The 24,702-nt window shown below is 59.7% G+C and carries 23 protein-coding genes; 10 read left to right on the top strand and 13 right to left on the bottom strand.

All coding sequences use genetic code 11. The features are described from left to right. Positions 1 to 96: 96 nt before the first annotated feature. The 6 genes from OIM99_RS23350 to OIM99_RS23370 all read left to right on the top strand — a co-directional run bounded on the left by OIM99_RS23350 (position 97) and on the right by OIM99_RS23370 (position 4,930). Positions 97 to 474: a DUF4180 domain-containing protein gene (locus OIM99_RS23350; RefSeq protein ID WP_311852882.1), complete on the top strand. Its 378-nt coding sequence runs from the start codon at positions 97 to 99 to the stop codon at positions 472 to 474. 237 nt (positions 475 to 711) lie between these two features. Next, positions 712 to 2,214: an aspartate ammonia-lyase gene (locus tag OIM99_RS23355; RefSeq protein ID WP_409371552.1), complete on the top strand. Its 1,503-nt coding sequence runs from the start codon at positions 712 to 714 to the stop codon at positions 2,212 to 2,214. Between the two features lie 202 nt (positions 2,215 to 2,416). Continuing rightward, positions 2,417 to 2,806 (top strand): sigma factor, encoded by a 390-nt coding sequence (locus OIM99_RS27890; RefSeq protein WP_409371553.1) that lies wholly within the window; start codon positions 2,417 to 2,419, stop codon positions 2,804 to 2,806. Next, complete coding sequence (locus OIM99_RS27895) at positions 2,760 to 3,164, top strand: hypothetical protein (RefSeq protein ID WP_409371554.1); 405 nt, start codon at positions 2,760 to 2,762, stop codon at positions 3,162 to 3,164. The genes OIM99_RS27890 and OIM99_RS27895 overlap by 47 nt, the downstream gene beginning before the upstream one ends. Before the next feature lie 87 nt (positions 3,165 to 3,251). After that, positions 3,252 to 4,163: an iron chelate uptake ABC transporter family permease subunit gene (locus OIM99_RS23365; protein WP_311852885.1), complete on the top strand. Its 912-nt coding sequence runs from the start codon at positions 3,252 to 3,254 to the stop codon at positions 4,161 to 4,163. Then, positions 4,160 to 4,930: a siderophore-interacting protein gene (locus tag OIM99_RS23370; protein WP_311852886.1), complete on the top strand. Its 771-nt coding sequence runs from the start codon at positions 4,160 to 4,162 to the stop codon at positions 4,928 to 4,930. Before OIM99_RS23365 ends, OIM99_RS23370 begins: the two co-directional genes overlap by 4 nt. 5 nt (positions 4,931 to 4,935) lie before the next feature. Here OIM99_RS23370 and OIM99_RS23375 read toward each other — a convergent pair whose 3' ends face one another. The 5 genes from OIM99_RS23375 to OIM99_RS23395 all read right to left on the bottom strand — a co-directional run bounded on the left by OIM99_RS23375 (position 4,936) and on the right by OIM99_RS23395 (position 10,561). Further along, positions 4,936 to 5,916 (bottom strand): 2Fe-2S iron-sulfur cluster-binding protein, encoded by a 981-nt coding sequence (locus OIM99_RS23375; protein ID WP_311852887.1) that lies wholly within the window; start codon positions 5,914 to 5,916, stop codon positions 4,936 to 4,938. A 3-nt stretch (positions 5,917 to 5,919) separates the two neighbouring features. Next, complete coding sequence (locus tag OIM99_RS23380; RefSeq protein ID WP_311852888.1) at positions 5,920 to 7,176, bottom strand: cytochrome P450; 1,257 nt, start codon at positions 7,174 to 7,176, stop codon at positions 5,920 to 5,922. A gap of 108 nt (positions 7,177 to 7,284) precedes the next feature. Then, entirely contained in the window at positions 7,285 to 8,121 is an 837-nt protein-coding gene (locus tag OIM99_RS23385) for a phytanoyl-CoA dioxygenase family protein (protein ID WP_311852889.1), read from the bottom strand. Positions 8,122 to 8,171: 50 nt separating this feature from the next. Further along, positions 8,172 to 9,692, bottom strand: coding sequence for a bifunctional 3-(3-hydroxy-phenyl)propionate/3-hydroxycinnamic acid hydroxylase (locus OIM99_RS23390; protein ID WP_311852890.1), 1,521 nt, complete (start codon positions 9,690 to 9,692; stop codon positions 8,172 to 8,174). Next, positions 9,689 to 10,561, bottom strand: a complete 873-nt coding sequence (locus OIM99_RS23395; RefSeq protein WP_311852891.1) for an IclR family transcriptional regulator — start codon at positions 10,559 to 10,561, stop codon at positions 9,689 to 9,691. Before OIM99_RS23395 ends, OIM99_RS23390 begins: the two co-directional genes overlap by 4 nt. Before the next feature lie 163 nt (positions 10,562 to 10,724). On the opposite strand from OIM99_RS23395, the gene OIM99_RS23400 reads away from it, so the two are divergent. The 4 genes from OIM99_RS23400 to OIM99_RS23415 are packed head-to-tail and all read left to right on the top strand — an operon-like array spanning position 10,725 to position 14,510. After that, positions 10,725 to 11,744, top strand: coding sequence for a TRAP transporter substrate-binding protein (locus tag OIM99_RS23400; RefSeq protein ID WP_311852892.1), 1,020 nt, complete (start codon positions 10,725 to 10,727; stop codon positions 11,742 to 11,744). An 11-nt stretch (positions 11,745 to 11,755) separates the two neighbouring features. After that, the gene (locus OIM99_RS23405) at positions 11,756 to 12,286 is read left to right on the top strand and encodes a TRAP transporter small permease subunit (protein WP_311852893.1); all 531 of its coding nucleotides are present in this window, start codon (positions 11,756 to 11,758) and stop codon (positions 12,284 to 12,286) included. Then, entirely contained in the window at positions 12,283 to 13,587 is a 1,305-nt protein-coding gene (locus OIM99_RS23410) for a TRAP transporter large permease (RefSeq protein ID WP_311852894.1), read from the top strand. Before OIM99_RS23405 ends, OIM99_RS23410 begins: the two co-directional genes overlap by 4 nt. A gap of 38 nt (positions 13,588 to 13,625) precedes the next feature. Then, positions 13,626 to 14,510, top strand: coding sequence for a VOC family protein (locus OIM99_RS23415; RefSeq protein ID WP_311852895.1), 885 nt, complete (start codon positions 13,626 to 13,628; stop codon positions 14,508 to 14,510). Between the two features lie 273 nt (positions 14,511 to 14,783). Here the strand turns inward: OIM99_RS23415 and OIM99_RS23420 are convergent, their stop codons facing one another. The 8 genes from OIM99_RS23420 to OIM99_RS23455 all read right to left on the bottom strand — a co-directional run bounded on the left by OIM99_RS23420 (position 14,784) and on the right by OIM99_RS23455 (position 24,693). Continuing rightward, on the bottom strand, positions 14,784 to 15,563 hold the full coding sequence (locus OIM99_RS23420; RefSeq protein ID WP_311852896.1) for a response regulator transcription factor: 780 nt from the start codon (positions 15,561 to 15,563) through the stop codon (positions 14,784 to 14,786). A gap of 549 nt (positions 15,564 to 16,112) precedes the next feature. Beyond that, positions 16,113 to 17,153: a glycosyltransferase family A protein gene (locus OIM99_RS23425; protein ID WP_311852897.1), complete on the bottom strand. Its 1,041-nt coding sequence runs from the start codon at positions 17,151 to 17,153 to the stop codon at positions 16,113 to 16,115. Between the two features lies 1 nt (position 17,154). Beyond that, positions 17,155 to 18,609, bottom strand: a complete 1,455-nt coding sequence (locus OIM99_RS23430) for a polysaccharide pyruvyl transferase family protein (RefSeq protein WP_311852898.1) — start codon at positions 18,607 to 18,609, stop codon at positions 17,155 to 17,157. Then, positions 18,606 to 19,946, bottom strand: a complete 1,341-nt coding sequence (locus tag OIM99_RS23435; RefSeq protein WP_311852899.1) for an NAD(P)-binding protein — start codon at positions 19,944 to 19,946, stop codon at positions 18,606 to 18,608. The genes OIM99_RS23430 and OIM99_RS23435 overlap by 4 nt, the downstream gene beginning before the upstream one ends. 39 nt (positions 19,947 to 19,985) lie before the next feature. Next, positions 19,986 to 21,140, bottom strand: a complete 1,155-nt coding sequence (gene rfbG / locus OIM99_RS23440) for a CDP-glucose 4,6-dehydratase (protein WP_311852900.1) — start codon at positions 21,138 to 21,140, stop codon at positions 19,986 to 19,988. A 40-nt stretch (positions 21,141 to 21,180) separates the two neighbouring features. Further along, on the bottom strand, positions 21,181 to 22,509 hold the full coding sequence (locus OIM99_RS23445; RefSeq protein WP_311852901.1) for an NAD(P)-dependent oxidoreductase: 1,329 nt from the start codon (positions 22,507 to 22,509) through the stop codon (positions 21,181 to 21,183). A gap of 37 nt (positions 22,510 to 22,546) precedes the next feature. After that, positions 22,547 to 23,116: a dTDP-4-dehydrorhamnose 3,5-epimerase family protein gene (locus OIM99_RS23450; protein WP_311852902.1), complete on the bottom strand. Its 570-nt coding sequence runs from the start codon at positions 23,114 to 23,116 to the stop codon at positions 22,547 to 22,549. A 122-nt stretch (positions 23,117 to 23,238) separates the two neighbouring features. Continuing rightward, positions 23,239 to 24,693, bottom strand: coding sequence for a lipopolysaccharide biosynthesis protein (locus OIM99_RS23455; RefSeq protein WP_311852903.1), 1,455 nt, complete (start codon positions 24,691 to 24,693; stop codon positions 23,239 to 23,241). Between the last annotated feature and the right edge of the window lie 9 nt (positions 24,694 to 24,702).

Raw genomic sequence — 24,702 nt, forward strand, 5'->3', positions numbered from 1 at the left:
GGAGCGCAGCGACGAACAATGACTTGCCCTGTTGCCGATCCTGGCGCATAGCAGGCCGCGTGCCGTGCGCCCCTCGCGCGGCCTCCTGGACATGCCATGAACGGCCACCTCGACGACATCGCCGGCCAACGCGTCTTCCTCTGCGATGAACAAGGCCCCGACCTCAGTGTCGACCGCCATCTTTCCGATCTGATCGGCGATCTCTACGGCAGCGAAGCTGGGCTCGTCGCCATTCCCCTGCCACGGCTTGGCCCGGATTTCCTACGCCTCTCCAGCGGCATCGCCGGTCACATCCTGCAGAAGCTGACCAACTACCAGCTCCGTGTCGCCATCCTGGGAGACATCAGCAAGGCTTCGGCTTCAAGCCTGCCCTTGCGCGATTTCATTCGTGAAACCAACCAGGGCAAGACCATCTGGTTTGTGCCGGACCTGCCAGCGCTTATCGCAAGGCTCACTGATAAAGCGGCCCGCTGATCGGCGAGCATTGCTTACAGTCTTAACCGCGAATGTTAAGATGACTTGCAGTCCGCTGCCATGGGCATAAGTCTTGAACAATCGCGTTGCGGATGCTTGGCCTTAGAATCGTCATCGCTGGAGCCTAAAGCGAAGGCCAGGGGCAAAGCTGAGAGAACGCCCCTATCACCACAATGAATTTCATCGTCGATGCCAAATCACGAAAGCGTTTCGACGGTGAAAAATCAGGAGGACATGATGGACGACCGTGCATCCGATGCAGACACGAGCGCAGCGACATCCGCTTTGCGCCAAGGAGCGGAAACAAGCGATCCGCCCGTCCGCATCGAACATGACATGCTGGGCAATCTTGAAATTCCGCGCGATGCCTATTGGGGCGTTCACACCGCCCGCGCCGTCGAAAATTTCGCGATCACCGGCGTGCCTGTCGGCCATTTCCCGGAATTCGTGCGCTCGCTCGTATTGGTCAAGCAGGCAGCGGCACGCGCCAATCTTCGCCTCGGTTATCTTTCGGCCGAAAAAGCGGCAGCCATCGAGAGCGCCTGCATCGATGTCGCCGACAACAATCTCTTCCACGATCAATTCGTCGTCGACTGCGTGCAGGGCGGGGCCGGCACGTCGACCAATATGAACACCAACGAAGTGGTCGCCAATATCGCGCTCGAAAAGATGGGCAAAAGCAAGGGCGATTATAAAGCCTTGCATCCCAACGACGACGTCAACATGTCGCAATCGACCAATGATGCTTATCCGACCGCACTGCGTCTGGCCGTCGTCTTCGCCACCGATCCGCTGATCCAAGCGCTGAACGAACTGGCCTTTGCCTGCAAATCGAAGGCGGTGGAATTCGCCGATGTCGTCAAGATCGGCCGCACGCAATTGCAAGATGCCGTGCCGATGACCTTGGGCCAGGAGTTCGAAGCTTTCTTCGCCACCATCAAGGAAGACGTTGCGCGCCTGCGCGAAACGGTTGCCCTCTTCCACGAAGTCAATCTCGGCGCCACGGCCATCGGCACCGGCATCAACTCCGATCCGCGCTACAGTGCGCTCGCCGTCGAGGAACTCTCGCGCCTGACGAAACTGCCGCTCGTGCCCGCCGCCAATCTGATCGAAGCCACGTCCGACATGGGCGCCTTCGTTCTCTATTCCGGCGTGCTCAAGCGCGTCGCGGTGAAACTGTCGAAGATCTGCAACGACCTGCGCCTGCTCTCCAGCGGCCCGCGCGCCGGCTTTGCCGAAATCCGCCTGCCCGCCGTCCAGGCCGGCTCCTCGATCATGCCCGGCAAGGTCAATCCGGTCATTCCCGAAGTCGTCAACCAGGTCGCCTATCTCGTTATCGGCCACGATCTCACCGTGACCATGTGCGCCGAAGGCGGCCAGTTGCAGCTCAACGCCTTCGAACCCACGATCGGCTATTGCCTGCTGTCGTCGCTGCGCCAGCTCACCGTCGCCATCACGACGCTGACCAAGCGCTGCGTCAGCGGCATCACCGCCGATCGCGAACGTTGCCTTGCCTTGGTCGAGCAGAGCATCGGCCTGGTCACGGCCTTGAGCCCGGTGCTGGGCTACGAGGCCTCCTCGCGTGTCGCCAAGCGCGCGCTCAACGAGGGCCGCACGGTCGCCGAGGTCGTCATCGAGGAAGGGCTGCTGACGGCCGAGGAATTGCAGCAACTGCTGCAGATCAAGGCGATGACGCAGCCCCATATGGCCCACCCGATCGCCCCGCCGAAAAAAAGATAGGCCTGGCTTCCGAAAGGGTGCGGGGCACCGGAAGCGGATCCGCACGGGATTTGAGAGGACAGGCATCACCTGTCCTCTCTTCGTTGGACGTTCCGTTGATCCATTCTAAACTATTGAATTTACATAGATAAAGTGACAACGGTGGTGTATTCGTCGTCGGCCTGCGCGGCATATCTCTGCAAAGCCAGTCGGCGGATGACGGATGAGTATCGACCTTAAGGTGTTGTTCGAGCGGCATGAACGCGAGGTGCGGCAGTTTCTGCGGCGCCGGCTCGGCAATGGCGCCGATGCCGCCGATCTCTCGCAGGAAGCCTTCCTGCGCGTCGCAGGCCTCAAGGCCAGTTCCAGTATCGCCGACCCGCGCAAGCGCGCGGGCGCGGCTCGAGCAGATCGCGCCTGTCGATATCTTCACCATATGGGCGCCCGGCCGTCGCCCGCTCACGGTCTCTCAAGACGCGATGCGCCGGCTCGCCGCACGCTTGGGCTTTCAGGCCCCCTGCGAGACTTATCTCGCGCGCTGCGAAAGCAACCTGGCCACTTATGCGGTGCAGGCATCGGGCTATCACGGCGGCCCGCTCTATCTGATCCATGAGATGTTCAGGAACCGGGCGCTCGTCTTCGGCAGCACAGGCCTTTATCAGGATGTGCTCGATCGGTTCGGGCTGCGCAATGCCTGGACCGGCCCCAGCAGCGTCTACGGCCACGCCGTCATCGGGATCGAGGAATTGGCCGATGTGCCGGAAGCGCGGCTGGTTCTCATCAATTCGCGCGGCGCCGATTTCGTGTGTCTGTTACGCACCCACCCTTTCCTTGGCAGCTTGCCGGCCATCCGGGCCTCACGGCTAACGGTCTTGCCGGACGTACATTTCTCGGGCGGCGTGCCCGCCGCGGAACGCTTCGCCCGCATGCTCGCCGAGCGTTTGCCGAAAGACAGTGATGGCCGTGGTTGAGAGCACTCTATCGATGCGACCGGCCTCTATCCGGTTCCATCCGTCTCTTCTCGTCGCGGCGTTTTTCATCGGCGCGTTTCTGCTGGCGTGGCGCGCCTATCGGCGCAGCTGCCACCGTTTCTCTGGATCAGCACGATTTTCGATCCAAACATAGATTTGCCGCGCCAGATGCTGATGCATTACACCGTCTTTCCCCGCATGGCGGTGGCGCTGCTCGCCGGCGCCATGCTCGCGGTGGCCGGTGTCTTGATGCAACGCATGACCGGTAATCCCATGGCGGCGCCGGAAGTGCTCGGCATCAGTTCAGGCGCGGCGATGGGCGTGATCATCCTCGCCTTCTCGGTGCAGGCCGCGAGCCGCCTGATGCAGGTCAGCGCCGGCGCCGCCGGCGCCTTCGCCGTGCTGGCCGCCATTCTTTTGCTCGGCCGGCGCTCGCAATTCAGCCCCGATCGCTTCCTGCTCGCTGGCATCGCGACAAGCGCCGTCTTCGGTGCCGTCATCGCCGTCGCCATGGCCACCGGCGACCCCCGCATGGCGATGCTGCTGACCTGGCTCGCAGGTTCGACCTATCGCGTCGATGGCAACCAGGCGATCATGCTGTGCGGCATCGCCGCCGTTCTGTTGGCGGGAGCGCCTTTCCTCGTTCGCCCGCTGGCCATCCTGCCGCTGGGTGCCGAGAGCGCCCGCTCGATCGGGCTTGCGGTTCCGGCAAGCCGGCTCCTCCTGATGTTGCACGCGGCATTCCTGACCGCAGCGGCAACGCTCATCGTCGGCCCCCTGAGCTTCGTCGGATTGCTCGCGCCGCATATGGCGCGGATGATGGGCCTGCATCGTCCACTCCAGCACTTGGTGTTCGCCGGACTGATCGGCGCGCTCCTCATGACATCAGCCGATTGGCTGGGGCGCATGATCATCTTTCCCTACCAGGCGCCGGCCGGCCTGCTCGCCACGCTGCTTGGCGGACCTTTTCTCCTCGCCTTGATCGGACGGCACCGATGACCACCAGCAGAACCGAGGGCTTCCGCACCTTGCAGGTCGTCGAAACATGGCAGCTCACGCCGCGCATGAAGCGGCTGCGTCTGACCGGCGAAGACCTCGACCATTTCGCCAGTACAGACGACATCCATGTCCGGCTCTACATTCCCGAAAGCCGACAAACAGATATTCGCTCTCTCGTCTTCCATGCGGACGGACAGCCGCGTGACACCGGCCCGGGCAGCGGCTTCGCCGTGCGCTACTACACCATCCGCCGGATCGATGCGGCGGCCGGTTGGCTCGACATCGACTTTGTCCTGCATGACGCACCGGGCCCAGGCTCGGATTTCGCCCGCCGCGCGCAGCCTGGCGATATCTGCGGCGTGTCGGGCCCATGCGGCCTCAGCGTGAAGCCGGCCAGCCGCTACCTCCTCGTCGGCGACGAAACGGCGCTGCCAGCCATTGCACGTATCGTCGAGGAATTGCCGCGCCACAGCACCGGCCATGTCTTCGTCGAGATCGCTGACGCGGACGAGCGGATCGACCTCGACATGCCCGCCGGCATGTCGCTCACCTGGCTCCATCGCCAGGGCAAACCGTCCCTCGCGCTAGCGGCGAAAGCCGTCATCGGCGATTACGACCCGGCCGAGCAGGACGATTTCTTCATCTGGATCGCCGGCGAATTCGGCGCCATCGCCAGCCTGCGCCTGGCGCTGCATCCCTTCGCCAAAGCCCGATATATGTGCGTGCCCTATTGGCTGAAGAAATATGAGACAGCGCGCGCAGGTTAGCCGACCTACGCTCGCAATGACGGCTCAGTAGAATTGAAATAGCAATCCTCTGGCGACAGACCCTCATCGGTGAGCATCGCTTGCATCGCGGCGCAAAATTCTGGCGAGCCACCCAGATAGACGTTAAATCCATCCAGATCGCCGAATATTTCCTTGATCATCCTCTGCGCATCGGCGAAGCCTGCCTTCGCATGATCGATCTGATAGGCATCAAAATTACGATATGAGCTTTGCAGATCCGACAGGCGATGACCTACAACGTCATGCGCCGGTGCATCGAAAAACAAGGACATCTGTTGCGTCATGCCGCTCCTGAGAGCGGTCTCGGCGATGGCGAGGAGCCGGCCGCATTCCGCTCCAAAGCCAATCAGCAGAATCGGCCCAAGATGTTCATCACGCAGATAGCCATTTCCAAACGGTCCCTCGACACGCACGACAGCGCCCGTGCTTAGTCCACTTATGCGTGCACGAGAGGCATCGCCAGCGATCATCGCGATATGAAATTCCAGAATCTTATCATCGGGCCGATTGGCCATACCCGCTTCCACGACAGAGCCGGAGCAGGAAAGCCGCGCGCTCTGGCCGGCGCTGAAGTGAAACGGTTCCGAAGAAGTGCTTTGCAACCGCAATGTCACGATATCGGCGGTGGAGGATAGCGAAACGACTTCATAGGTGAGATCGCGCTGGACATGACTCACCTCGCCATCCATGACGCCGATGGAAATGACGCAATCGCTTTGGGGCTCCGCCTGACAGGCGAGGATCTGTCCCTGCGCCCGATCTTCTTGCGTCAGCACCAGCGGATTGTAGTAGGAACCGAGATCGACGGAGCCGCTGATCAGTTGCGCCTTGCAAGCGCCGCATTGGCCCTGCTGGCACATGAAAGGGTAGTCGAGCCCTGCATCGAGAGCCGATTGCAGGATGGTCTCGCCATCCTCGACGATGATATCCCGATCGAACTGTTCGATACGAACGCGCTTGGACATCGCTCAATGCACCAAAATCGGCAGGGCTTCGAGCCGACGGCTGGCCGTTCGGTTCATGAAAGTCACTTCGTCGGAAACCAGGCGGTAGTCCGGAAAGCGCGCCAGGAACTTGCTGACGGCGATGCGCAGCTCCATGCGGGCGAGACTGGCGCCCAGACAGTAGTGTACGCCATGGCCGAGCGTGACATGACGATTGGGATTGCGCGCAATGCGCAATTCGTCCGGCGCCTCGAATTGGGAGGGATCGCGGTTGGCAGCACCCAGCATCAGGTGCAGGATCTGCCCCGGCTCGATCCGATGACCGCCGACCTCGAAAGCGACACGCGCGGTGCGGATGCCCCGCTGGGTCGGCGCCTCATAGCGCAGGAACTCCTCCGCCGCCAGATTGATCAGCGAGGGATCGGCCTTCAGCTTGGCGAGCTGATCGGGAAATTGCTGCAAGCGCCACAGCGCCATGGAGATCGCGCTGCGCGATGTGCCGCCGCCGGCTGTCAACATCATGTTGCAGGTGGCGAGAACTTCGAGATCGGACAGGCTCTCACCGTCGACATTCGCCTGAACCATGGCGCTGATCATATCCGCGCGCGGCTTTTGCCGGCGCTGCGCGATGATCGGCATCAGATATTCCTGCTGCGCATCGAGAATCTGCCGCTGCTCCTCGGCCAGGGCCTCGGAATCCGGATTGACCGGCTGGAACAGGAAGTTGGAACAGCGATCGCTCCAATGGCGAACCATCGCCTCGTCCGACTGTGGCAGGCCAAGGAGATCGAGCATCACTTGCACGGGGATGCGCGCGGCAAAATCGAGATAGGCATCAAAGCCACCCTGCGCGCCCAGACTGTCCAGCAGCGCATCGACGCGCGCCTCGATCTTCGGCCGCAATTGCTCCACGGCGCGCGGCGTCATCGCCTTCATGAAAAGCGCCTTCAGACGATCATGGTAGACATCGTCGCGATAGAGCAGCCAGCGATTATAATGTTCGACGATGGCGCTGAAGCGCTCGGCATCGGCGCGCGGCAGATAAGAATAAAGCGTTTCGAGTCGATCGACGCTGAGATCGCCCCGCGTTTGCAACGCGAAGACATCTTCGTAGCGGGTGAAGTACCAGGCCTGCGCTCGCTCCGACCAATGCACAGGCTCCGCCTCGCGCAGGCGCCGATAGACCGGATAGGGATCTTGTACGGCGGCCGCCGTGAAAATGCCGTAGCTTTCGCGCGGGTCATCGAAGACGCTCGCGGCTGGTTCGGTCTGCACATGCATATCGAAAACTCCCCAACCGTCATTGCGAGCGCAGCGAAGCAAGCCAGGGACTACAGAATGAGTCCTGGATTGCTTCGTCGCTTAGCGCCTCGCAATGACGCTCCTGCGTCAACGGGCCTGCCAGGCCGGCGGAAAGACATCCGGCATGTTGGGAAACTGTCCCGCCGGATATTGCGGGTCACCCGGAATGCGCATGGTCGCCGGCCGCGGATCCCACACCGCATCGCCGCCCATGTAGCGCACCGAAATGGCTGCCCGCCGCCGGCTCGGCGAGAAATTGCCCTCCGCGCCATGCACCGTCAGCGGATGATGCACCAAGCAATCACCGGCCTGCATCTCCCAGCTCAGGAAGCGATAGTCGCTGTTGCGCCGCTCCTTGCTGAAGTCCGGGCATTCCTCGAAGTCGCTTTTGAAATGCGGATCGTTGTCGGGAATCGCCGCCTTGTAGAATTTGCCCCATTTGTGCGAGCCGGCGATATATTCGAGCGCGCTGTTGTCGCTGTTGACCGATGTCAGCGCCACCCAGACAGAGAGAATATTGCCGCCGCGCAGCGGCCAGAACGGCAGATCGTGATGCCAGTCGGTGCGCTCCGCCGTCTCCGGCTCCTTCACGAACACCTGATCATAGAACAGCGACACTTTGTCGAGCTTCATCAATCGTGCTGCGATCTCCGGACAGGGCGATTCCAGCGCGAAGGCGCGAAAATCATCATCCCACCGCCAGACGAACGAATTGATATGGAAGCGTCCCTTGTCCCCGCCCAGGGCTTTGGTGACTTCGCGCTGCCGCGCGTCGGGATGATGGGCGTCCATGGTCCTGTTGACCGCCGCGTTCATCCGATCGATCCAATCCTGATCGAACATGCCGCGCAGGCAGATGACGCCATCGTCCTCGAATTGTTTGATATCGCTGTCGCTGATATCGTTGAGTGGCTTACGGTTCATCGCTTTTCTCCCTCCAAGATCTGCGTTTCACGCGTTCCAAGGTCTGCGTTTCACGCCTCCAAAGCGTGCTGTTGCCTCCGCGTTTCAAGGGCAACAGACAAAGACCTGAGAAGCTCCTCCAGCTCGTCAGGACAATTGGCCGTTCCAAAAACATAACGATCCGGGCGCAAGACGATCCAACGGGCGTCCGCCTCCTTGAGCCAGGGCGCGAGAGCCTCGTCGACGATCGACACGAGATCACCGGAGATATCGGCGACACATCTGGCCAGAGGCGGATCGAGCGGCGCTGCGCCGATCAATCCAAAACCCTTGCCGATCGCATCATCGAGCAATTGGCCGGTGCTGAGACGCGGCTGCGCGAGAATGGTGCCGGCAACACGCCCACCCTGATGCAGGCCCGGCCCGAGCGGCGGCGACAGATTGACCATTTCCTCCGGTCCGCCACGCAACATGGCCTGGTCTCGTGCGGCTGCCACTTGCGGATCGGTCGTCTGGATGATGGAGCCGAGCCGCACCGCTTCCTGGATGAAGGCGCGCACATGCGCATGGCGCTCGCTTTGATAGGTGTCGAGCAAGTCCTCGGATGCGCCGTTCACGACGCTGGCCAGTTTCCAACCGAGATTGGCGGCATCGCGAATCCCGGCGCACAGGCCCTGCCCCAGGAAGGGCGGCGTCTGATGCGCGCTGTCGCCGGCTATCAGCAGGCGGTTCTTGCGCCATTTCTCGGCGATCAACGAATGAAACGTATAGAGCGCGCGCCGCACCAGTTCGCCGTCCTGCGGCGTGAGCCAAGGCGACAGCAGCTGCCACACAGTGTCTGGTCGATCGATCGTTTGCGGATCGTCGCCGGGCATGACCATGATCTCCCAGCGCCGCCGCCGCCCGGTGCCGCGCACACAGGTGATCGGCCGCGCCGGATCGCAAATCTGCACGGTGGCATCGGGCAGATCGATCTCGCGCGACAACAGCACGTCGACGACGAGCCAAAGCTGATGCAGGCCGAAGTCTTCGAAATGCGGACCGATGGCCTGCCGCACCATCGAGCGGCCCCCATCGCAGCCGACGACCCAACGGGCGTGGTGGGTCGCTTCGACGCCGCTGGTCGTGTCGCGCGTGCGCAGTTCGACGTGATCCCCGGCATCGATCACCTCCACCACATCCTGGCAAAGAGAGGTGCGGATCGCCGGGAAGCGAGCGACGCCTTGGCGCAGCACATGTTCGAGATCGGGCTGATGAAAGAGAAAGTTATTGGCCCAGCCATGCACGCCGATCTCATGCGCCGGCTTGCGCTCCAGCAGCAATTGCCCGGCGGTGTTGAAATATTTGATGCCTTTCGAGATATGGACATGCGGCGTCAAAGCGTCCGCCAGTCCCATCGATTGGAAGATGCGCATCACCTCGCCATCGAAATGGACGGCGCGCGGCAGATGGGCGGGCTCGGCCTCACGTTCGAATATGGCGACGGACAATCCGTAGAGCCCGAGCATATTGGCCAGGGCGACACCCGTGGGGCCATAGCCGACAAGCGCGACATCGACCATGGTTGCTGGGGATGTCGCCGGCGCGTTCATGTCTCCGCGCCCTGCGTTTCGTCGATATGCCGGGCCGGATCGCTGATGATGGCGACTTCTTCGCTGATGCGCGCCGCGCCCGTTTTGATCGCATCGGTCAGCTTGTCGATCTGAATGAGCGCCAGCCGCTGCTGCGTCAAAGCCGCGACGATGGAGCCGATCACCACGCCGTCGATGCCGAAGATCGGCGCCGCGACGCCGGCAAGACCGTCGTCGAGTTCCCCGTAGGACATGGCGAATCCGGCGCGTCGGATGGCACTCATCGTATTGCGGAATTCGAGCCAGTTTTCGCCATAGCCGACCTGCGCCGCCAGTTCCGGATCGCTGTCGTAGATGCGCTTCAAGCGACCGCGCGGCAGATGCGCGACGATGACCTTGGAACCCGCGCCGCGCAGCAGCGGCAATTGGCGGCCACGACCGAAGGAAATCAACAGACGATCGCCGCCGCTCTCCTGATGGATCGTGACGATGCGTTCGTCATAGCGGCGGATCAGATTGAGATCGACGCCAGTGCGCGAAACGATGTCGCGAATGATCGGCAATCCCGCCGACAACAGCGGATCGGCCTGACGGATCAACAGATCGAGTTCGACGACGCGGGGCCCGAGCGAATAAAAGCCGTCGCCGAAGCGCACGAGCAGCCCGGTCTCGACCAGTTCTCTGATGTAGCGATAGCCGGTCGGCCGCGAATAACCGCAATGGTCGATCATTGCTTCGGCGCTCCACACCATGCGCTGCGGCGTGAACAAATCCAGCAAGGCAAAGGTGCGCGACAGGCTGCTCGATGGCCGCTCGCGCCGCGTCGGGCGCTCATCCCGTTGCGCGGAAACAGCTTTCGCTCCCTCAAGCGATTTATTTCGTTGTCTCATATATTGATAATACATTCCCTAATGGCGCTATCGTCAAGCCAATTTTGTTCGTCAGTATCATTATTTGACATTCGATGATTCCTCTCTATCTTTGACGGCATAGCGCTGACCGATGGCTCGAGGGGAGCCAAGTGCCAGCGAGATAGTCAAAGAGGGGGGAGCCATGCACATCACGCGACGTGCTCTAAGCGCGCTTATTCCAGCCTGCGCCGGCTTGATCGCCATGACCGCGCTAGCCCAAGCGCAAACGGTCAAACTCCGCTTCGCCATCTTCTCCCCCGACACCGAGCAGACCTATCTCACCGTCTTCAAACCGTTCGCCGAAGCGGTGAACAAGGAAAACGCCGGCGTCGAAATCGAGCTCTTCCCCAATGGCGCTTTGGGCCGCAATCCGGCACAGCAAGCCCAAATGGTGCTCGACGGTGTCGCCGACATCGCATGGGTCGTCGCCTCCTACACACCAGGACGCTTTCAGGAGAACGAGGTTTTCGAACTGCCGGGCCTGTTCCGCGATCTCAAGGAGTCGACTGTCGTCATGAACCGGCTGATCAACTCCGGTCAGATCAAAGGTTATGAACAGTTCTTCCCGATCGGCGTCTTCGGCACCGCGCCCTATTCGATCCATACCCGCGAGCCGATCCGCACGCTCGCCGATCTCAAGGGCAAGAAGATCCGCGCCGCCGGCGCCATCGAGAGCGAAACCATCAAAGCGCTGGGCGCCGTGCCGATCGGCATGACGACGGTCGAAATTCCGGAGGCCATCAGCCGCCGTACCATCGATGGCACGACATCACATCCCTCGCCGCTCTTCGATTTCGGCATCGCCCGCGTCACCAATGCGCATTATTTCATCCGCCTCGGTGTCGTGCCGCTGGCGATCCTGCTCAATCGCGCCAAGTTCGACAGCCTGCCGAAATCGGCCCAGGACGCCATTCGCAAACATAGTGGCGACTGGACGGCGCAGCGCTTCAACGACGGCATTACCGCCTATAATGATCTGCTGATGAAGCGGCTGGCCGACGATCCCAAGCGCACGGTCGTCATTCCGCCGCAGTCGGAACTCGATCAGGCGCAACCCATCTACAACACCGTGATCGACGCCTGGGTCGCCAAACAGCCACGCAACAAGGAATTGCTCGACCTCGTCCGCAAGGAAACCGCCGCCTATCGCGCCGGCCAATAGCGGAGATCGCTTTGTTCGATCGCATCGAGCAATTTGGCCTGCGCATCACGCGGGTGATTTCGATCGCCGGCCTCACCGCGCTCATGTTCCTCGCGGTTATGACGCTGGCCGACGGCCTGCTGCGCTGGCTGGCCAATGCGCCGATCGACGGCGTGCGCGACATGGGCGGACTGGCGGTCGCCATCGGCGTCGCCGCCTGTCTGCCCGTCGGGCTGATGGAGCGCAGCAATATCACGCTGCATTTTCTGGGCTCTCTCGGACCGCCTATCATCGGCCGCATTCTCGATGCTTTCGCGGCTCTGGTCGTCGGCGTCGTCTATGTGGCGCTGGCCTGGCAGTTCACCCTCTTCTCCAGCAAGATGGCGCAGGCCCATGAGACCACCTGGGTCCTGAAAATTCCGGTGGCGCCGTTCTGGTACGTGGTCGCGGCGATCTTGTGGCTGTCGGTCTGCGTCCAGGCCATCGTGCTCATTCTCGAAATCTATCATATCGGCAAGCCGCGTGAGGCCAGCAGAACAGATTCGAGCGAGGCCATCTTATGAGCCCGCTTGCCATTGGAGCCGCAGGCCTGGCTGCCCTGCTGGTCTTGATGCTGCTGCAAATCCCGATCGGCATCGCCATGATCGTCGTCGGCGTCGTCGGTTTCGCGCTGCAAGCCGGCTGGGCCCCGGCGCTGACCTTTCTGTCGAGCGAACCCTCCGGCCTCTTGTCGAGCCTCGACCTCGCCTCGGTGCCGCTCTTTCTCTTAATGGGCACCTTCGCCACCGCCGCCGGCTTTTCCGCCGATGTCTATAACGCCGCAGCGGCCCTCGTCGGCCATCGGCGCGGTGGCCTCGCTTATGCCACCATCGGCGGCTGCGCGACCTTCGGCGCCATCTGCGGCTCCTCGACTGCAACAGCGGCGACCTTCGCCAAGGCGGCCCTGCCGGAAATGATCCGGCGCGGCTATGCCCCAGGCTTTTCCGCCGCCACGATCGCGGCCGGCGGCACGTTGAAATCGCTGATCCCGCCGTCGATCGTGATGATCCTCTATTGCATCGCGGCCAAGGCATTCATCTTCGATCTCTTCGTCGCGGCGATCATTCCGGCCTTGCTCGCCATTGCCCTGAACATCGCCACGATCACTTTGCTCGTGCGCCTGCAACCGAAGATCGCGCCGGTCTCCGCCAAAATGCCCTGGTCGGAACGCTGGCCGCTGATCCGCCGGGCCGCACCCGTCGGCGGCCTGATGCTGGTCATCTTCTGCGGACTGTACAGCGGCATCTTCACCGTCAACGAGGCGGCTTCCGTTGCCGCCGTCCTCTCCTTCGCCTTCGCGGTTCTGCGCAATCGCCTGAGCTTCCACTCGATCTGGCACGGCATGCGCGAATGCGCCAGCGCCACGGCGATGATTTACACGATCATCATCGGCGCCTCGATCTTCTCCTATTTCATCTCGTTGGCGCGCGTGCCCGAAGCGCTCATCGAGCTGATCAATACCTGGCAGATGCCCGGCATCGTCATCATCCTCGCCTTACTGGTCGCCTATCTCATCCTCGGTTCCGTCTTCGATGAAATCGCGGCCATGCTCATCACCCTGCCCTTCGTTGTGCCGATCATCGACAAGCTCGGCTACGACGTCATCTGGTGGGGCGTAATCAACGTGGTGGTGATCGAGCTCGGCATGATCATTCCGCCGATCGGTATCATTGTCTTCATTCTGCACGGCATGGCGCCGCAGATTTCGCTTTCGACCATTTATCGCAGCGTGGCGCCCTTCATCGCGGCCGATCTTCTTCTGCTTCTGCTGCTGACCTTATTCCCGGCGATTGCCCTGTGGTTGCCGAAAATTCTGCAGGGATAGCCGTTCCTGTCGCGTACGATTGAGGAGAGCAAGATCCTATGGCGCACCTGATCCGCCAAATGGGCCACATCCTGATGGCCACGACCCAATTGCAAGACTCCGCCACCGATCTCTCGGACATTGTCGGCCTGCGCGTCACCCATCGCGATGCCGATGCGATCTATCTATCCTCCAACGAACGCCAATATGAAGTCGTCTATCGCCGCGGCGACAAGCCGGGCGTGATGGCGATCGGCCTTGAAGCCATGGATGCCGCTGCGGTCGATGAAGCGCAGCGGCGCGTGCAAGCGGCGGGCTTCCGCATTCTCGACGATCGCTCGTCGCTGCCCGGCATTGCCCGCGCCTTCCGCTTCGTCACGCCGTTTGGTCCGGTCTTCGAAATTCATACGCCGGTGCCACGCAATAAGGCAGCGCGCTATATCGGCACCGCCAATCGCCCGAGGCGGCTTGAACATGTCAATGTGCGCGTGGCCGATATGCCAGGCTTCCGCGATTTCCTGACCGAGGCGCTCGGCATGAAGATTTCGGACCGTACCGGTAACGATGAATTGATCTGGTTTCGCGCCTGGGACGGATTTCATCACACCATCGCGGCCGGACGCGGCGGCAACCTGCATCACTATGCGTTTGACGCCCATTCGCTCGAAGACCTGTCCGGCATCGCCGATAACTTGACAGTCAAGGGGCGCACCCTGCTCTGGGGGCTCGGCCGGCATGGCGCCGGCGACAATATCTTCTCGTACTATCGCGATCCCAACGGCTGCGCCGTCGAAACCTCTGTCGGCCTGGCGCGGATCGAGAACGACGAACTCTATGAGCCCCGCGTCTGGGACCTGCAAACCAGCCTTGTGCGCAATCTTTGGGGCGTGCCGTCACCGGCCGAGTTCAACGCCGCTGGCATTCCCTATCTCACAGACGGCTAGAACCGCACCAAACACTGGTCCCGACGGTCGAGATCGAACCCAGACGGGAAAACCGCAGCGTCAGGAGCAGACATCGCCTGGTAGGCCGCCGCCCTCTCACACCTCGTTTTAGGGATTGTCGGCGCATTCTGGAACGCGCTGGGCTGCCTCATGTCGGCGTCCTGGCATCCGTCACCATCCGGTGAGGAGCTGCCCATCGTCATGCATATACGTGCAAAACGGAAAGAATTGCCGCTTCCAGATCGCATAAGCTCGCGCAACGATGAATTTTGCTCACACTTGCTGCAGGTCTGCCGCTGGCTTCAACGCCCCTTTACTCTGCGGCAAAAGCAGAAAGTTGTTGTTGGCCGGTTGCAATAGGGACTCATGGTTCATGCCCCAGATCGCGGCCTGCGTTCGATTCTGAACTCGAATTTTGCGCAGAATAGCTTTCACGTGGACCTTTACGGTGGCCTCGGCAATACCGATCTTTCGAGCGACAGACTTGTTCGAGTCCCCCTCAACCAAACAACGCAGGATCGCGATTTCCCGCGGCGACAGCAAAGGTGTACCCATGTCCTCTTGCGGAATGTGTGAGACTGCCTGCCCGTTCTCGTTAGCGGCGGAATTCTCTTTAGGCACGCGGCCTTTTCCAGCGGGTGCGGCCATCGCCAAGAACACCGGCGGAAAGACAGTCTCCCCGAGTATCACAAGCTCGATGGACTTGATGAAGACATCGCATGAAATGGTGTTCACAAAATAACCGGAGGCCCCGGCTTCAAAAGCTAAAGCTGGCTCGTTCGCCCATAGATGATCAGCCACAACCGCGACACGAGCCTGCGGATGCCGATCCTTTACAAGCTTGATTTCGGCGATAACGAGATCGAAATCATCATCGGCATTGACGATGAGAAAGAGCAATTCCTGATTTCGAACCCTCTCAACCAATTGCGTGGCGTAAGAGGCCGAGACAAGAATCCGAAAATTCTGCGCCTGCAAAATTCGGGAAATCCCCTCTCTCATCAGAGAACATTTCCCAATAAGTATAACTCCAATAGATTTGTGCTCACGCATCTTCCCCTCCTACGCCATACGGGTACGTCCTTCTTTAAGACGCTTGGTATGCCAGGACTTGCGTTCGTCTTAAGGCGAACAACGACGGATGCTTATGCAAAGCTGCTTTTTGAGATGATTGCTTCATCCCTCCATAAAGCAATCATTCCGCAGATATACGTGATCGATACAGACTTTTAGCGACAGTAAACTTGGTCCATTCCTTTCTCCCGGACCTGCAGATCATCATCACAGAAATGTCGTAATGAAGCAGAGTTATCCACGTAATTTACTAATAATATAGCAAAAACTCCTTCTTGCATCAAGACAATTAGAGATCACTTCAATAAACTAAGTTCCCTTTTTTGTGATCTGTCATCGCGGATCAAACAGCGCGGTTCCATTTCAAAGAAACCATTTAGGCGATGCTTTGCACTGATCATTTGCATCGACTGCCCGCTTCATAGCCACGCTGCTCCCATAAGAACGCCAAGACAACGCTGCTCCTCAATTCGTCTAATACGGCTCTTAGCCTCAATCTGCATGCAAGGAGCAGTCCAACAAGCGAGCTCAGCAGTAGCGCCCGCGCGGCGGTGTCCGTCCGCCTTTGAGCAGGTAGTACAATCGAACACGCCGATTGAGCATCTGCACCGTTTCCTTCGGATTTAGGCTCAGGTCGAGCGCCTTCGCCGCAATGCCTCTGGAGAGCTTCCATCCATCAAACTGATATCCCAGATCGCGCAACCGCTCCGCATGATAAGTCCAGAACTGTCTGTCCTTGAACTTGAAGGCGCTGGCGGAGAGGTACGCATAATACTGATCCAACAGCTCGCCGAGACGCTCTTCGCGCTCCCGCTTGGTCAGATACCAATCGCCATACGCCTGGCAGTCACCGATCTCCGCCGCAACATAAGCATTGATTTCAAGGGAGACCGTCGTTGCCCTTTGATGGTGAATGCGTTCGTGCGACAGAATCTGATGCACGAAGCCAAAGTCCGCATACCGCAGATGCTTCAAGCATGCGCTGATATCTGCTTCATGGGTTGAGTTTGGAAAGAAGTCCTTGGTGGCGCGCACCAGATCGGAGCGATAGAGAAGCGATGTCGGATTTCCCAATACGCGCGACATCCCCAGCAGATGGGCGCGGCAGATATCACGCCCCGGAACAATGGCCTGCGAATAGGATAGGCCAACGTTTCGAACGTACCATACGTCCCGGCCTCCGCTGAGCTGATAGGCACCAACCATACCGACAGACGGATTGAATTGGGCAAGGCCAACCATCTTCTCCAAACATTCGGGGTAGATCCAATCGTCGGCCGAAACCACTTTGCAATACGCACTGTCTGAGGAAATAAGACCAAAAGCTCTATTGTGATTGGCGATGATGGGCAGCACTGAATCATTGCTGACAATGCGGATACGGCTGTCGCGCAAACTGTATTCTTCAGCTATGTCAAGCGTCCCGTCAGTACTGGCATTGTTGACGATAATATATTCCCAGTTCTGATAGCTCTGCGATAAAACGCTCTCGACACATTCGCGCAGGAATTCCCCGCCATTATATACGGGTGTCAGAACACTAACCAAAGGTTCGTTGGGTTTAATCATTTCACGTGCCCTCCCGAGAATATGTCGCTCGCCCGCTATGAGTGTCGGCGTCGGGCAGGAACAAGGCATCGAACTGCAGATTGAGCTGCGATTGGAATTTCGCGGCGTTCATGCAGATACGCGCCTTGATTTCATCCATGTTGGCAATCAATTGGTCGGCTTTGAATTTTAAGTCATCCGCATCGCACCGAGAGATATCGACACAATAATCCGACAACCCCAAATCGTTCATCAGAGTCGTAACCTTGGGATGCGGTGCTAAAGCGAGAGTTGGCACTCCCAGCAACGACGCAAAGACCACGCCATGGAAACGACACGTCACGTAGAAATCCAGGCCAGATAGAGCCGCGAACATATCGCTGGTATTTGTAATCGCTTCACGCATGACGCGATCAGATGCCAACAGGGGGCAATTCTGCCGAATAGCTGCATCGAGATCCAAGATCGCTTGAGAATCGAACCAGATATCGCTGCTGAAAAGCTTGATCCGATATCCACGTGTCAGCATCCAGCAGCAGAATTCTGCCATGCTGGCGATCAAATGCCTGTAAGCCCGATCGTCGCTAATCCAGTGTCGCGAGGAATCGCCGTATGCCATCGGCGCAACGCCGACCACCAGCTCCGTCCGCCGCTCCGTCGGCTTGTTCACCAGCCGATCCGGCACGTGAAATCCCCAAACGGCGTCGGCAACGACCTTCATTTTGCCGCGAAATCCGATCCTGCGAAGCAATTCGCCGGATGCCGCGTCCCGCAGCGACACGTAATCGGCCATGTTGAGCATGCGCTTAACGAACCAGCGGCTCAGCGATGAATCCAATGGGCCGGCGCCGCTGTTGAGGAAAACGCATTTAACGTGCGCGCATTTCGCCAGAACGATCCATTTGAATAGCGTATAGGGAAATGCCCATGGCCCTCCCCAATCGAGAAGCTGTCCGCCTCCGCAGATGATGAGCATATCGAGCTCACAGACCAAAAGCAGGGCTCGCGCGAGGAAGCCGACTTCACGGACGACTTGGACCGGCCGCACGATGAGCGCTTGTCTCAGCACTTTGGCGATACGAAACAACGGCCCCGTTTTCTTGACGATCGCCTTCAACCGGCCGGCAAACCCTGCTCGATCGGGAAATCGCGGAGCCGACGACCACTCGCGCTGAAATGGGAAAATCCTCTGGCGCATCGCGAAGCAAGGGATTCCAAGCCTGCGTGTCGTATCCACCGGATCCATCGACAGACCCATAATAGATACGCCGGGCGATCTCTGTGTAATATTATCGAGCACCGCAGCGATTGAGGCTTCGTCGCCCAGATTGCCCGTGCCGCAATGGGCCAGAAGGGCGATCCGGTTCGGCTTAGGCTGCGCAATGTCCACGGGCGTTGCACAGCTTTTCTGGCGCCCAAACCACGAGCGATCGACGGGCACGGCAGAGAAGGCATCGATGTTGACTTGGTCGTTCATGCAAAACGCGCTCGCTGATGAACAAGAGAAGTCCTCAAGCACGACAGCGCCGCTTCCGCTGCCGCCTCGCCGCTTTTGAAGCTTTCGTCGGTCCACATATATCCCCAGTCGCCATAGCGCCCGCAGTAGAAGATCCCGATATCGTCGAGATAGCCGTGAACCGTCTCAAGCGCGGCCGCCCGATCCAGGTCGAAGATGATATTGGCGTAGGGCAGGTACATGGCCGAGCTGAATACGATCCGGTCGTTCTCCCGCAGCAGACCGCATCGGCGAAGATCGGCGATGACCGGCCCAATCAGGTCGTCCGGTTTCCCCGTGAAAGGCTTGTATTTGTCGGAGAAATAGACCTCTGCTTGAATACTGCCCATGCCGTTCGGAACGTTGTTCCTGGAGAGCATGTGCGGAAAGCTCAACCGCGTGAAGCAAATGTCCTCATCGTAGAAATACGACATATGCGCATCGGAAAGAGTGTCGCGATCCAGACCGATATTGACGAGAACGCAAGACGAGCAGGCAAGCAGCCGCGCAGCTTCCACGACATCGCGCGGCGCATTCTTGATCGCGGAAATAAGATCCGGCAGAGGTACCGACGATATCAGCCCATCGTAATTCGCGCGCATGCCGTTCGAGAATTCGATCTGACGGGTTTTCGGATCGATGGACACCACATGGTGATTGAGTTTGATGTTTCCGAAAGATAGGAATTTCCGCAAATAGGAAACGAACCCGCCCTGCTTTGGATAGCGAAAATGCGTAATGTAATGAATATTGGGCGATGCTTTCGAAATTGCGCCCCGAAGCACTTCTTCCAAACTCGGACGATAGATGCGCGGCCCCAGCCAGTCGATGCTCATGTTATCGGCCGTCGTGAGATGATACTTGCGCGTATATTGCTTGGGGAAGAGATCGGCAAAGGTCGAACCGAAACTGGACACCAGCCAGTCGTCATAATTTCTGATGGGCTGTTCGGGCTTTTGCCGCTCCTCCACAAAATCGGCAATCACCTTCACAACCACGTCTTCCGGCAACCCGTGCAGATGAAGCTGAACGGGATGCTGAGGCCAATACCCCCGCCAGTAATTGTTCAAATTGATGTTCACGGTTTCGTAGAGTTGATCCACGCAATCGGCGAACAGTTCCTGAATACGTTCGTCCTTCGTGAAGGAAATATGCGGGCCGACGTCAAAGACAAAACCGGAGTCGTGCCGAAACGACGTGGTATGGCCGCCGTAGTATGAATTCTTGTCATACATGGTCGGCGTGATGCCTTCCTTCCGAAGTCGGTAAGCTGCACCGAAACCGGCCATTCCCGTACCGATAATGACGATGTTCGACATGAGCACATATTCCTTGCGCTGTTCGCCACGAGTGCGGAGCTAGCCATCGATCATCGGCAGCAGTTGTACCTTTGCAGCTGTTTTCCTGGGTGACCCCGCAGCATTTCTCCCGCAATGATCTTGCAGAAGATATTCATAGCGCTCGATCTGCCGGCGCGTGATGGATTGAAGATCGCCTCGCGCTTGGAACGCGTGATACCATTCGACGATCCAGACCAGGCTTTGCTCCAGTTGCAGAACCGGATGCCAATCGAGATCGGATTTCGCTTTGGATGTATCGAGGCGGAGTACATGCGCTTCGGCGGGATGCGCTCCGCGATCGTGCATCCATGAAGCGCCCTCGCCCCACAAGGTCACGAGCTTATCGGCGATCCACGAGACCGGCCGCGCATCCTCCTCCATCGGGCCGAAATTCCAACCCGTCGCGAAACGGGCGCCGTCCTCCGCCAACCTCTCACAGAGCAGAAGGTAGCCGTGGAGCGGCATCAGAACGAACTGCCACGGCCTTATCGCCGAGGGAGAACGAATGCGGCAGGGGCGATCGCCCAGAAAGGCGCGGATCACATCCGGGATCAGTTGATTGGCCGTCCAGTCACCGCCACCGATGGCATTTCCCGCGCGCGCACTCGCCAGAGCGACACCATGCCGAGACAACATATCTGGCGGAAAGTAGGAATCACGATAGGCACCCGTCACCAGCTCCGCACATCCCTTGGAGTTCGAATAGGGATCGTGACCACCCATCGGGTCATTCTCGCGATAGCCCCAGACCCATTCGCGATTTTCGTAGCATTTGTCACTCGTCACATTGAGCACGACGCAGGGGCGGCCGAGCTGGCGCACCGCCTCCAGCAGATGGGCGGTCCCCATCACATTCGTCGCATAGGTATTGACTGGCTCCTCGTAGCCATGACGAACTACCGACTGGGCCGCCATATGAATGACGACATCGGCATTGGATTCGTCCAGCGCGGACTTCAGACGGGCGAAATCCCGAATGTCACCACGAATCGAACGCACGTATTCGCCCACCCTCGCCTGCTCGAAGAGGCTCGGCTCGGACGGCGGGTCGAGGGCATAACCTGTTACATCCGCTCCCAGAGCCTCCAGCCATAGCGAGAGCCAACTGCCCTTGAAGCCGGTGTGGCCGGTCACGAATACCTTGCGATTTTTCCAGAAGGAAGGATTCAGCATGGCTCATCTCGTCCCGTGCCGGAAGAAGCAGGTCCCTTTGTCACAATATCGTTTCGGCGATGACGCGCCGCGGTGGATCCTGCGCGCCACTGAGCGGCCACAGCATTTTCTGCTCCCGCCAGAACGCAAGCGCCCGGCCTTCGGTTTTCAGCGTGACGTCATCGAATGAAATGACATCGTCCTTATTCTTGTCGCACCGCAGAACGCAATTCTCGGACAAGCCGATTGGCAACGCATTGGCAGCACGTGCCTCCGCGGTGTTCTCGATCAGCCCATAGGCACAGAAGCCACCAATGCCGTCGAGACGTTCGCCCGCCTTGAGATCGCGTTTTGCCACCGTGACGACCTCGCAAACCGGACCGGCCAGCGGCGCCACCGTCGCATCGTGATAGATAACTGCGCGCCCGATGGTCGACGCGATCTGAAGATGAGGCAGGTGGAACGGCGTATAAAACACGTAGAAAGGGCCATCGCCGAGCTTGTAATAGGCAAACTGCGCCTTCTTCAGCGGCGCCTCTTCATGGACGATGACGAAAGCGCCGGTATGGGGCGCCGCGCCCAACGCATAATCCACCAGTCCCGTTTCGAGCATGGCGGCAGCCGGCAGGCGCTCCGCGATTTCCCGCACGTCCTTGCAAGCCGGCCCGTACATGCCGCGTCGCCCCGCACGAAAGCCCGTGGCATTGGCCAGCACCGTCGTTTCCATCGACAGCTTCGTGGCATCCGCAAACGACGTGACCTTCCGGGCATCCTGGTCGTTCTTTTCAGCGAAAGCGCGTTGGGTATCCGGATTTCGATAATAATCGACCATTCCCTTGATGTTGCCGGCGGCGACCGGCCGCAGCCCCAGCGTCTGCAGATAACGCAGGAGCGTCATGGCAACGCCGGGCTCGTCACCATCGGTGTTGGTCAGCACCACGCCCGCCCGGCGCGCGTAATCGTTCAGGATCGGACCGATCAAAGAATCGAGTTCGGCATTGACCATCACCACATGTTTGCGATGAGCGATCGCCTCGAGAACCACCGTCGCGCCGGCCTCAACCTCGCCGGTGACTTCGACGATGATGTCAACCGCCTCGCAACTGGTGAGAACCGAAGGATCGTCCGTCAAGACCGGCATGCCACGGGCGATCGCCCGCTCAGCGTCTCGTGCCGAGGAGACGCGGCCCCAGCCGTGGATATTCGCCTCACGAAACGCCCGCTCCGCATTCCTGGGCGTCCGGTTGGCAATGCCGACAAGCCGTATGCCTGGCGCCGGCGTGCCAAGCTGGAGAGCAATGGCACGGCCGGTGGCGCCGGCCCCCACCATGCCGACGCGGATCGGCCGGCCTTCCGCCTCATACTTCCGCAGCACCATGTCGATCGCCATTTCGCGTTCCTCTTCTCGAACACGCCTTCAGAGGCATTCACGCCATCAAAGGTTGCTTTGCCGCGATGGGATCGAGACACTGCCCTGTGAGTGGCCAGTTTCGATCCTGTTCGGAGATATCGCTCACGGCCAAAGGCCATGCGATGCCAAAGGCCGGATCGTCGAAGCGCGCGCCCCTGACCGCCGCTGGAGCATAGAAAGCCGAGGTCATGTAGAGCATCTCGGTATCCGCCTCGAGCGTCTGGTATCCATGCGCGCAGCCTTCGGGAAAATAGAGCATGCGCCCGTTGTCGCCGCTCAACTCCACGCCATGCCACGCGCGATAAGTCGGTGAATCGGGTCGTAGATCCAGAACGACTTCGAACATCGTTCCGCGCGTGCAGCGGACAAGCTTTGCCTCGCTAGCCGGAGACGCCTGAAAATGCATGCCCCTGAGCGTGCCGCGCTTCGTGCTGAATCCCATATTCGCCTGGACCGGATTGAAGACGATCCCTTGATCGGCGAACTCCCGCAGGCACCATGCGCGCATGAAGCGCCCTCGCGTGTCGGCATGCGGAGCAGGATCAATCACCATAGCCCCCAGAACCCCGGTCTTAGTGAAGTGCATGCCATGCCCTCCAGAATTCCGCCTTGTATGTAAATAATGCCGGCCAACAGAGCGTGTTCCAGCGCCCGGCCCGTCTCGCGTGGTGGCTTTCGTTGATGGATCCGACGCTTACCGGCACCGCCTCAGGCGGAGGAAGCGGCTCTCGCTGCACGGAAGAGATCGAGATACAGCGCCTTCTCGCCCGCGATCAAAAGCAGGGCTATCACATAGGCCCCGCCAAATAGGCCGACATCCAGCAGCAGGCGCAGCACCGGAGACAGGCTCGACGGATACAGGGCATGTATTCCGAACGCGATACCGGCAGCGATCACGCTCGCAGCCAACGGGCTGGCCAACGCGCCGGCGATATCGCGGGCGCGAAGCCCTGTGCCATGCAACGCCCAAAGCACAACCGGAATCACCTTGAGCACCATCACAGTGGAATACGCCACCGCGACGCCGCGCGGCCCATAAGGCAGCCCGATCAGCACGCCGGTAATCATCAGCGGCGCCGAGAACAGTCCAATATAGACGCCCCGCCTGACGAGACCGAGCGCGTTGAGCAGCCATCCCAGCGGGCTGGAAATGGCAACCACCAGGATCGTTGGTGCAAGAATCCTGAATATTCCAACCGCGCCACCCCATTGCGGACCCAGCGCCACCGCGATCAGATCGTCGGCGAAGAGCCCGCATATCATCGCCAGCGGCAATGTCAGGGTCACCACCAGTGAATAACCCTTGAGGAAGAAGCGCCGGAAACGATCTGGATCATCTCTGGTCCGCGACAGCGCGGCGAAGGCAACCTCGCCGATCGTCGAGTTGAGATTTTCGCACGGAAAGTTGGCCAGATAGAAGCTGCGGCTGTAGAGACCCGTTGCTTCCGTTCCCCAGACCCGGCCAAGCAGGAGTTTGTCGATATTACCTGTGATGTAAGACAGAAAGCCGGTCAGCGTCGTCCCGCAGCCGAACTGCAACATGGAGCGAAGTCCAGGGACGAACCGTGGCCGCCCCGGAATCCAACCCGTCGACAACCACAGGCCGATGGTCGTCGCCAGCGGCTGAGTGATGGTCATCGAGACAATCGCCCAATAACCATAGCCGTGCACAGCCATGGCGATCGATACAGCCGTCGCAATCAGCAAAGAACTGATTTCGATTTTCGCCGAAGTTCCGAACGACAGCCTGCGTTGAAGCAGAACGCCGTGTTGAATGCCCGCCGATGTGATGACGAAGGTCAAGGCAATCACGTCCATGATCGCAAACAGACGCGGCTCATTATAGAATGTGGCGACCAAGGGAGAGGCTGCGATCGCGATTATCGTCAGCAAGAGGCCGAACGCCATATTCAGCCAGAACAACGATGACGACTCGGCTTCGCTCAAAACATCACGTTGAATGGCGGCCTGAAACAGGCCAAAGCAGCCAAACATGTTCAGGACCCCGGTAAATGCCGTCACCATGGTGACCAGACCATAGTCCTCCGGGGTCAGCAGCCGCCCCAGGATCATGAGCGACACAACTCGAACGCCGAAACTGAATCCGCGTGAGCCAACATTGATGAGGCCGGCGCGAACGGCTCTACTCTTCAGATCCTGCATCTCAATCTC

It is taken from the genome of Methylocella sp. CPCC 101449, from assembly GCF_031921685.1.
In the GTDB taxonomy this organism is placed as follows: Bacteria; Pseudomonadota; Alphaproteobacteria; order Rhizobiales; family Beijerinckiaceae; genus Terripilifer.

Excerpts from the sequence above, each read along its gene's own strand:
- OIM99_RS23350 (WP_311852882.1), top strand. The coding sequence starts at position 97 with ATGAACGGCCACCTCGACGACATCGCCGGCCAACGCGTCTTCCTCTGC.
- OIM99_RS27890 (WP_409371553.1), top strand. The coding sequence starts at position 2,417 with ATGAGTATCGACCTTAAGGTGTTGTTCGAGCGGCATGAACGCGAGGTG.
- OIM99_RS23415 (WP_311852895.1), top strand. The coding sequence starts at position 13,626 with ATGGCGCACCTGATCCGCCAAATGGGCCACATCCTGATGGCCACGACC.
- OIM99_RS23380 (WP_311852888.1), bottom strand. The coding sequence starts at position 7,176 with ATGCATGTGCAGACCGAACCAGCCGCGAGCGTCTTCGATGACCCGCGC.
- OIM99_RS23410 (WP_311852894.1), top strand. The coding sequence starts at position 12,283 with ATGAGCCCGCTTGCCATTGGAGCCGCAGGCCTGGCTGCCCTGCTGGTC.
- OIM99_RS23445 (WP_311852901.1), bottom strand. The coding sequence starts at position 22,509 with ATGGCGATCGACATGGTGCTGCGGAAGTATGAGGCGGAAGGCCGGCCG.
- OIM99_RS23455 (WP_311852903.1), bottom strand. The coding sequence starts at position 24,693 with ATGCAGGATCTGAAGAGTAGAGCCGTTCGCGCCGGCCTCATCAATGTT.
- OIM99_RS23385 (WP_311852889.1), bottom strand. The coding sequence starts at position 8,121 with ATGAACCGTAAGCCACTCAACGATATCAGCGACAGCGATATCAAACAA.
- OIM99_RS23390 (WP_311852890.1), bottom strand. The coding sequence starts at position 9,692 with ATGAACGCGCCGGCGACATCCCCAGCAACCATGGTCGATGTCGCGCTT.
- OIM99_RS23395 (WP_311852891.1), bottom strand. The coding sequence starts at position 10,561 with ATGAGACAACGAAATAAATCGCTTGAGGGAGCGAAAGCTGTTTCCGCG.
- OIM99_RS23375 (WP_311852887.1), bottom strand. The coding sequence starts at position 5,916 with ATGTCCAAGCGCGTTCGTATCGAACAGTTCGATCGGGATATCATCGTC.
- OIM99_RS23450 (WP_311852902.1), bottom strand. The coding sequence starts at position 23,116 with ATGCACTTCACTAAGACCGGGGTTCTGGGGGCTATGGTGATTGATCCT.
- OIM99_RS23425 (WP_311852897.1), bottom strand. The coding sequence starts at position 17,153 with ATGATTAAACCCAACGAACCTTTGGTTAGTGTTCTGACACCCGTATAT.
- OIM99_RS23355 (WP_409371552.1), top strand. The coding sequence starts at position 712 with ATGGACGACCGTGCATCCGATGCAGACACGAGCGCAGCGACATCCGCT.
- OIM99_RS23430 (WP_311852898.1), bottom strand. The coding sequence starts at position 18,609 with ATGAACGACCAAGTCAACATCGATGCCTTCTCTGCCGTGCCCGTCGAT.
- rfbG (WP_311852900.1), bottom strand. The coding sequence starts at position 21,140 with ATGCTGAATCCTTCCTTCTGGAAAAATCGCAAGGTATTCGTGACCGGC.
- OIM99_RS23400 (WP_311852892.1), top strand. The coding sequence starts at position 10,725 with ATGCACATCACGCGACGTGCTCTAAGCGCGCTTATTCCAGCCTGCGCC.
- OIM99_RS23435 (WP_311852899.1), bottom strand. The coding sequence starts at position 19,946 with ATGTCGAACATCGTCATTATCGGTACGGGAATGGCCGGTTTCGGTGCA.
- OIM99_RS23370 (WP_311852886.1), top strand. The coding sequence starts at position 4,160 with ATGACCACCAGCAGAACCGAGGGCTTCCGCACCTTGCAGGTCGTCGAA.
- OIM99_RS23420 (WP_311852896.1), bottom strand. The coding sequence starts at position 15,563 with ATGCGTGAGCACAAATCTATTGGAGTTATACTTATTGGGAAATGTTCT.